Below are 8,478 nucleotides of genomic sequence, written 5' to 3'. Positions count from 1 at the left end.
CAACAGTATCAAGTTGGAAATCTTTCAATTACATAGCTTTTATAGTAATAGCTCTGAAGAAATTTTATAAAACTAAAAAAGTTTAAATGACTTCATTACAAAACTTATATTCTAGAATAAAATTATTCCAAATATCAGCTATCTTATCCAATTTTTCAATTGTGTTATTTTCCATTTAAGTTACATTATGCTAAATATAGATTATTTCTTACTAAAATTATCCACCCAAAAATAAAATCCCCTTCAAATTTGCCCACCCAATTTTTTAAAAGTAATTTTGCATGAATCTAAAATAAAAGTAAAATATGTCAACTTACGTAGTTGTAGGTCTTCAGTACGGAGATGAAGGGAAAGGAAAAATCACGGATGTTTTATCGGCAAAATCGGATTATGTGGTGCGCTTCCAGGGTGGAGACAACGCAGGTCATACGGTGTATGTGGGTGAAGAGAAATTCGTTTTGCACCTTCTTCCGTCGGGAGTTCTTCAGTGCAAAGGGAAATGTATCATTGCGAACGGAGTGGTGGTCAATCCTAAATCTTTCATTAAGGAGGTGAGCCAGATCGAAAGCAAAAATATGAGAACTGATCACATTTTTATCAGCAGAAGAGCGCATGTTATCATGCCTTACCACATTCTTTTGGATACCTACCGTGAAGAAGAGCACGGAGGAACGCAGATCGGAACTACCAAAAAAGGAATCGGGCCTTGCTACGAAGATAAGATCGCCAGAATCGGGATCCGGATGGTAGACCTTTTAAACCCTGAAATTTTAAGAGATAAAATTGAGAAAAACCTGAAGGTTAAAAATTCTCTTTTCGAAAAATACTACGGAAAACCGACTTTGGATGTTGAAGAAATTTACAATGAATTTTTAGAAATCGGGAAACAGCTTCAGGACAGGATCGTAGATACGGAACTGGAACTGAACGAAGCCATCAGAGACGGGAAAAACGTTTTGTTTGAAGGAGCGCAGGCATTGATGCTGGATATCGACTTCGGAACCTATCCTTATGTAACGTCATCTTCACCTTCTACAGGCGGGGTTTGTACGGGAGCGGGCGTTCCGCCAACTTCACTTCAGAATTTAATCGGTGTTGCCAAAGCTTATTGTACAAGAGTAGGAAACGGGCCTTTCCCTTCTGAACTGGACAATGAACTGGGCGAAAGCATCAGACAGATCGGTGGCGAGTTCGGAGCAACCACAGGAAGACCGAGAAGGACAGGCTGGTTAGACCTTGTTTCTTTAAAGCATGCCTGTATGATCAACGGGATCAATAACCTGGTCATTACCAAACTGGATGTTCTTACGGGAATTGAAAACCTAAAGATTGTAACACACTATAAAACGGAAGATGGAAAAATCATTGATTATTTCACATCATCAACCGAAAAATTATACAACTACGAGCCGATCTACCAGGATCTGCCGGGCTGGAACGAAGACCTGACGAAAGTAAGAAGCTACGACGAATTGCCGGATACCGCTCAGAAGTATATCGAATTTATCGAAAAGTATCTGGGAATCAATGTTTATCTGGTGTCTGTAGGGCCGGAAAGAAGCCAGAACATCATCAGAAAAGAATTATTCTAGGATAATAAATTAAAATATAATAAAGAGACTGTCAGTTTGATGGTCTCTTTTTTTGTTATAGAAGGCCGAAGGCGTAGCTCAAAACAGAAATTAAAAGATCTCATTCCCAATCTGATAAGGTTTTATATTTATAGTTTGAACAGCATATCTTGTTATTTACAACATAGTTAAAATTTAGCATTTACAAGTAATTTTAATAAATGATGGTGATTTGGTAAATTTATGGCCGATGTTTTGATGTTAAAATATTATTTATCAGCAAAGGGTGATAAACTAATAATCTTAATTAATACTTAAAAATTAAAAGGATGAAACACATGCATCAGAATCAGGAATTTCGTTTTAACGAAGTTCTTTTCGAGCGCCGCAACAAAGAATACGGTGCTTACGTCTTAAGAAACGAATCAGATAAAATTTTAACAAAAGCGCTTTTCATAGGAGTGGGATTGTTGGCCGCAATTTCTTTAACGCCACTGGCGATTAAGGCATTTAAAAGTGAGGCTCCTGTAGCACCTCCTCCTTATATATTTGAGCTTGTTGATCCTGAGCTTCCGGCGGATGTTATAGTTCCTGCAGTGACCGTTCCACCTCAGCAGACAAAAGTTCCGGATGTAAAAACCGTTGATGATAGGTTGCCTGAACCGAAAGCTATTGTGACCAATGAAAAGGTAGTGGAAAAAATTGAAGGCGCTGTGTCAGGAATAAAGAATAATCCTAAGGGAGAAACTGCTCCGCACAACACCTATGTTCCACAGGCGCCTGCTATTAATCCAGGACCTGTTTCTATATCTACGCCACCTAAAGTAGTCCCAAAAATTGATGATGCTGATGGTATTCCGACAGTAGTAGATGTTGAGGCCAGTTTTATGGGCGGTATTGATACGTTCAGAAATAAAGTGATGAATAATTTTGACGGTTCCGGAATGGAATCTGACGGTGTGGTGAAAACAACCGTTACGTTCATTGTAGAAAAAGACGGGACTATTTCCGGACTTAGAGCGGATGGTAAAAATGCTGATTTTAACAGTGAAGCCCTGAGAACGGTTAAGTCGATTAAAGGAAGATGGGTCCCTGCCAAAGTCAAAGGCCAGCCCGTAAGAAGTTATTTCAAGTTTCCGATAACAATGAAGTTTGAGGGATAATCCTCATTAACATAATAAACACTTATCCACAAAGATTTTTTTTTGTGGATAATTTTTTTTATCGTTAAAATGCTTGTTAACAATATTTTAACTCAATTTTCGTTTTATTCATTCATTCAGAGCAAGGAAAAATGTGTATTTTTGAGCCTTAAAGTTCGAATAATGGGAAAAATCATAGGTATCGCTAATCAGAAAGGGGGAGTGGGGAAAACAACAACAGCTGTTAATTTAGCCGCGGCATTAGGGGTATTGGAAAAAAAGATCTTAATCATTGATGCTGATCCTCAGGCCAATGCCACTTCCGGGCTTGGTGTGGAAGATGTTAAGTATTCTACATATAATCTTCTGGAACACAGTGTTGAAACCAGAACCTGTATCAAACGTACGGCAACGCCCAACCTTGATATTGTTCCTTCCCATATCGACCTGGTAGCGGCAGAGATTGAGCTGGTGGATAAGGAAGACCGTGAATACATGCTGAAAAAAGCATTGCAGGAGGTGAAGGATGATTATGACTATATCATTATCGACTGTGCACCGAGTTTAGGACTGATTACGGTTAATGCGCTTACCGCAGCCGATTCTGTGATCATCCCGATCCAGTGTGAATATTTCGCCCTGGAAGGTCTCGGTAAATTATTGAATACCATTAAAAATGTTCAGAAAATCCACAACAAAGACCTGGATATCGAAGGCCTGCTGCTTACCATGTATGACAGCCGTTTAAGACTGTCTAACCAGGTGGTGGAAGAAGTGAATGCACACTTTCCGGAAATGGTTTTTGAAACCATTATCAGCAGGAATGTAAGGCTCAGCGAAGCCCCGAGTTTCGGAGAAAGCATTCTGAATTACGATGCCGAAAGCAAAGGTGCGATCCAGTATATCCAGTTGGCGGAAGAAGTTTTATTAAAAAACGAAAAATTAGTAAAGAATTAAAAAGCGTATAGCAGGAGCTAAAGCTGAAAGCAGATATGAAAGACAAAAAAAGAGCGATGGGACGTGGTTTGGGCGCCATTCTGAGTGCCGAATCCAAAGCAACAATCAATTCCGCAACAGACGAAGGAGCGGATAAGTTTGTGGGGAATATCGTAGAAATAGCCATTGAAGATATTTATCCCAACCCGACCCAGCCAAGAACTTATTTTGACGAAAAATCATTAAACGAACTTGCCCAGTCCATTACAAACTTAGGCGTTATTCAGCCGATTACCCTGAGGAAAGAAGGGGAACGGTTCGAGATCATTTCAGGGGAGCGGCGTTACAGGGCCAGCAAAATGGCCGGTCTGGAGTCAATTCCTGCTTATATCCGTCTGGTTAATGATCAGGAGCTTCTGGAAATGGCCCTGGTGGAAAATATCCAGAGGGAAGATCTTGATGCCATTGAAATCGCGCTGACCTATCAGAGGCTGATGGATGAAATCGGGCTTACCCAGGAAAATTTAAGCCAGAGGGTAGGGAAAGACAGAAGTACCATCACCAATTCGATCCGTTTGTTAAGGCTGAATCCTGATATTCAGAATGCCATCAGAAGCGGAGAGATTTCGGCGGGACACGGCAGGGCAATCATCAGTCTGGAAAATGAAGAGCACCAGAAGATTCTGTTTGATCTGATTATTAAAGAAAAACTGAATGTACGCCAGGCCGAGCAGGCAGCTGCAGCACTGAAAAATCCAAAATCGGCAGCGGCAAAAAGAGCAAAAGTTGAACTTAACAACAACTATAAAAGAGCTCAGAAGACCATTGCGGATATACTGGAGGTAAAAGTTGAAATAAAAACCACCGGAAACGGTAAAAAAGGTAAAATTGTCCTGGACTTCAAAAATGAAGACGAACTGGAATATATTTTATCCCATATCAAATAAATGAAGAAAATATTTTTTATATTTTTCCTGTGCCTGTTTGCGGTTGCCTATTCGCAGGTTAATCCCAATGATACCATCCGGGTAGAATACCACCCGACAGACAGCGTGTCTGTAGAAAAGAACAATACAGAGACGGAAGCCAACGTGGTTTCAGATCTGGAGAAGGCAAACGGACCCACCGGGAAAACATTAAAACTGAACCCTACCAAAGCAGGATTATATTCGGCTGTTTTACCGGGACTGGGCCAGTTTTACAATAAAAAATACTGGAAGATTCCCATTGTATGGGGAGCGGTAGGAGCAGGGGTCGGCGTAGCGGTATGGAATGACAATCAGTACAGGAAATACCGTGAATATTATATTGCCAAGCTCAACGGCACCCCGAATGAATTTGTGGATACCCATCCGTGGCTCGATAAAGTCGCTTTGGGGAATGCACAGGACCGGGCAAAAAGACAGAGGGATTATGCCATCGCCATTTCAGGGTTGATTTACATTTTAAATATTGTGGATGCTGTTGTGGATGCCCATCTGTATGAAAGCCGGCACGATCCGGATCTTTCATTCAACCCGGCTCTTATTCAGGATCAGTATGGATTGGCCCCTCCGAAAACAGGCGTGAGTTTAAGTTACAGGTTTTAATCATTTAATTAATAGATAAACTGTTTTAATAAAAATCTTTGTATTAAAAAACAGATAAATAACGGAATATGAAAATAGCATTGGTTGGATATGGTAAAATGGGCAGAATCATCGATGAAATTGCCACGAAAAGGGGGCATGAAGTAGTAGCCCGCCTGAAAGAAACCCCAACTGCTGAAAATTTGAACGATCCCGATGTTGTTATTGAATTTTCTCTGCCGGAAGCCGCTTACGGAAATATCAAAGCCTGTCTTGAGAATAAAATCCCGGTGATCTGCGGAACCACAGGATGGCTGGAAAGAAAACCGGAAATTGAAAAGCTGGCTGTTGAAAATGGTACTGCCTTTTTATATGGCTCCAACTTCAGCCTGGGCGTAAACTTATTCTTTGCGCTTAACGAAAAACTGGCTGGCCTGATTAAAAATGTAGATGATTATTCCTGTCAGCTGGAAGAAATCCACCACATCCATAAAAAAGATGCACCGAGCGGAACCGCAATTTCCATCGCAGAAGGGATCTTTAAAAACAATCCGAAATTCGATGCCTGGAAACTGGAAGAGACGCAGGGGAATCAATTGGGTATTTTTGCCATCCGTGAAGATGAGGTACCCGGAACCCACAGTGTATTCTACAGAAGCGAAGTGGACGAAATTGAAATTAAGCACACGGCTTTCAATAGAAACGGTTTTGCACTGGGAGCCGTGGTGGCTGCAGAATGGATCAGGGATAAAAAAGGGAATTTTGAAATGAAGGATGTTCTGGGACTTTAATTTTGTAACAAAATCCCTACATTGCGAACTAATAGTAAGTAATAATGAGCCGCAAATTACTCATCGCTCATTACCAATTACTCAAATTATAGATTAGGCACAAAAATTTATGAATTATTTTTTAACTTATGCAGTATACGTTCTCATTTTATCTGTATTGATGGGGATTTCCACCTGGAAGCTGTTCAAAAAAATGGGGTATAATCCATTATTTTCCTTTATACCTTTTTACAATTACTTTATCATTTTAAAAGAAGCAAAGCAGCCTGCATGGTGGACGCTTTTGTCCTATCTGCCGATTGTCGGACCGATTATGATGACGGTTTTTCATATTTATTTAATGAAAAAATTCGGGAAAAGTCCGCTTCTGACAGCTATTCTTCCGTTTGTTTATATGGCAAGTGTGAATTACTCTAACGCAGAGCTGATCGATGAAACTGAAGATGACCTTTATTTAACAGAGGAAGAAAAAATTGAGAAAGGGAAAAAGAAAGATTCCTTTTTAGGGTCTATTACTTTTGCTGTTGTATTTGCTACCATTATCCACGTGTTCGTTACCCAGCCTTTTGGGATCCCGACAGGATCTATGGAAAGAACCTTACTCGTAGGTGACTTCCTTTTCGTGAATAAGTGGAGTTATGGTTACCGCCTTCCGATGCGTCCGGTTGCCGTACCTTTCTTGCAGGGGACCATGTTCGATTCCGGTGAAAAGGGAAACCCTAAAGACGATCCTAAATCTTATGTTGACGGCATCAAACTGCCTTACGAAAGAATTCTGCAGTTCAGCAAGCCTCAAAGGAATGACGTGGTGGTTTTCAACTATCCGCAGGATTCCGTACATACAGCCATTGACAGAAAGGACCCTTATGTAAAAAGATGTGTTGCTGCTGCCGGTGATACTTTCGAAATGAGAGCCGGAAGGCTTTTTGTTAACGGGAAACCGGAAAACGTTTTGGGAGATCAGGAAGTTCAGCATACTTATTATGTGAAAACAGGAAGCCAACTGGATATTCCAGCTCTTTATAAAATTTATGGTTTTTTACCTGTTGGTGAAAATCAATTGGAGACTGGTCAATATATCTACACTTTTCAAGGGCTTACTAATAAAATGGCAGCGAATATCAAACAACTTCCACAGGTAATTGAAATGCATGAAGATATCATGGAAAAAGGATATTCTGATATACGCTACTTTCCTATAAAAGACAGTAATGGTAATGTTATGGGGGATGAAAAAGGTAGGGCATTACTTTCAAGTAAAATTGATACAACAAATTGTATCTTTCCAATCAATAAAAAATGGAATCAAGACTGGTATGGCCCGCTTAAAATACCTAAGAAAGGTGATGTAGTAATACTTAATCAAGAAACTTTACCAGAATATAGATGGATAATTTCTGAATATGAACATAATAGCTTAGAAAACAAAAACGGGAAAATCTTTATTAACGGGAAAGAAACCAATCAGTATACCATTCAGCAGGATTATTATATGATGGTGGGAGACAACAGGGATGCGTCGTTAGATGCGAGATTTTTCGGCTTTGTTCCGGAAGAGAATATCGTAGGAAAACCGATGTTTACCTGGATGAGCCTTCAGGGCGCTTTCAAGGATGCGAGTTCTTCTTACCAGGCACCGTTTAAAGTCCGTTGGGACAGGATGTTTAAAGCAACCAATACAGGTGAGGCCAACAAAACCTCCTACTGGTGGATTGCTGCAATGATCCTTATCCTGTTCTTCGGATGGGAGTACTTTGTAAAACTGTTCAGAAAGAAGAAAACAGAAGACGATTAATAAGTTAAATAAATATAAATAAAATGAAGTGTTTGAAAAAATGCTTCATTTTTGCATAATGAATATGAAGAATGTATTATTACCGGCATTTTATCTGCCGCCGATTTCATGGTTCTCAGTATTTTTAAACCCTGAAAATGAAATTGTTTTTGAAAGATTCGAAAGTTTCCCCAAACAGACCTACAGGAACAGAACCAATATTTACGGAGCCAACGGGAAGCTGTCATTAATCATCCCCATTGCACACAACGGCAAAAGAGAACTGAAAGATATAGAAATCTCCTACTGCGAAGACTGGAGGAGCCTTCACTGGAAATCCATTAAAACCGCCTATCAGGGTTCACCCTATTTCGAGTTTTATGAAGATAAACTCAGGAAAATATTTGACATTCAGGAAAAATACCTGCTGGATTTTAATCTGAAAGCATTGGAGGTGATCCAACAGATCCTGAAAACGGAAAAGGCATATTCTTTGAATGGAGAATACATCAAAAATCCGGAAGAAATCAGTTTCAGAGAAAAATTTTCAGCTAAGCTTCCCTCAGAATTTGAGATGGATGAATACTATCAGACCTTCTCAGACAAGCTGGGATTTTTAAAAGATTTATCAATTTTAGATCTGATCTGTAACAAAGGACCGGAATCTCTGACTTATATTAGAAATATTAAAAAATT

8 protein-coding genes are annotated in these 8,478 nt (G+C 39.7%); all 8 read left to right on the top strand.

All coding sequences use genetic code 11. The features are described from left to right. Nucleotides 1-305 precede the first annotated feature (305 nt). Entirely contained in the window at nucleotides 306-1,592 is a 1,287-nt protein-coding gene (locus tag ASE55_RS02075; RefSeq protein WP_056214869.1) for an adenylosuccinate synthase, read from the top strand. Nucleotides 1,593-1,900: 308 nt separating this feature from the next. Beyond that, complete coding sequence (locus ASE55_RS02070) at nucleotides 1,901-2,734, top strand: hypothetical protein (RefSeq protein ID WP_056214866.1); 834 nt, start codon at nucleotides 1,901-1,903, stop codon at nucleotides 2,732-2,734. 162 nt (nucleotides 2,735-2,896) lie between these two features. Then, a complete protein-coding gene (locus ASE55_RS02065) occupies nucleotides 2,897-3,670 on the top strand; it encodes a ParA family protein (protein WP_056214863.1) in 774 nt (257 codons plus the stop codon). 35 nt (nucleotides 3,671-3,705) lie between these two features. Continuing rightward, nucleotides 3,706-4,596 carry a ParB/RepB/Spo0J family partition protein gene (locus ASE55_RS02060; RefSeq protein WP_056214860.1) on the top strand — a complete coding sequence of 297 codons (891 nt, stop codon included), beginning with the start codon at nucleotides 3,706-3,708 and terminating at the stop codon, nucleotides 4,594-4,596. After that, nucleotides 4,597-5,238: a DUF5683 domain-containing protein gene (locus tag ASE55_RS02055; RefSeq protein ID WP_056214858.1), complete on the top strand. Its 642-nt coding sequence runs from the start codon at nucleotides 4,597-4,599 to the stop codon at nucleotides 5,236-5,238. Between the two features lie 68 nt (nucleotides 5,239-5,306). Continuing rightward, nucleotides 5,307-6,008, top strand: a complete 702-nt coding sequence (gene dapB / locus ASE55_RS02050) for a 4-hydroxy-tetrahydrodipicolinate reductase (protein ID WP_056214856.1) — start codon at nucleotides 5,307-5,309, stop codon at nucleotides 6,006-6,008. A 109-nt stretch (nucleotides 6,009-6,117) separates the two neighbouring features. Next, complete coding sequence (gene lepB, locus ASE55_RS02045) at nucleotides 6,118-7,803, top strand: signal peptidase I (protein WP_056214852.1); 1,686 nt, start codon at nucleotides 6,118-6,120, stop codon at nucleotides 7,801-7,803. A gap of 58 nt (nucleotides 7,804-7,861) precedes the next feature. Further along, the coding region (locus ASE55_RS02040; protein ID WP_410492993.1) for a WbqC family protein at nucleotides 7,862-8,478 on the top strand (617 nt) is incomplete at its 3' end.

This window comes from Chryseobacterium sp. Leaf201, from assembly GCF_001421435.1.
Taxonomy (GTDB): Bacteria; Bacteroidota; Bacteroidia; order Flavobacteriales; family Weeksellaceae; genus Chryseobacterium.
This window is presented reverse-complemented; position numbering and strand designations above follow the sequence as displayed.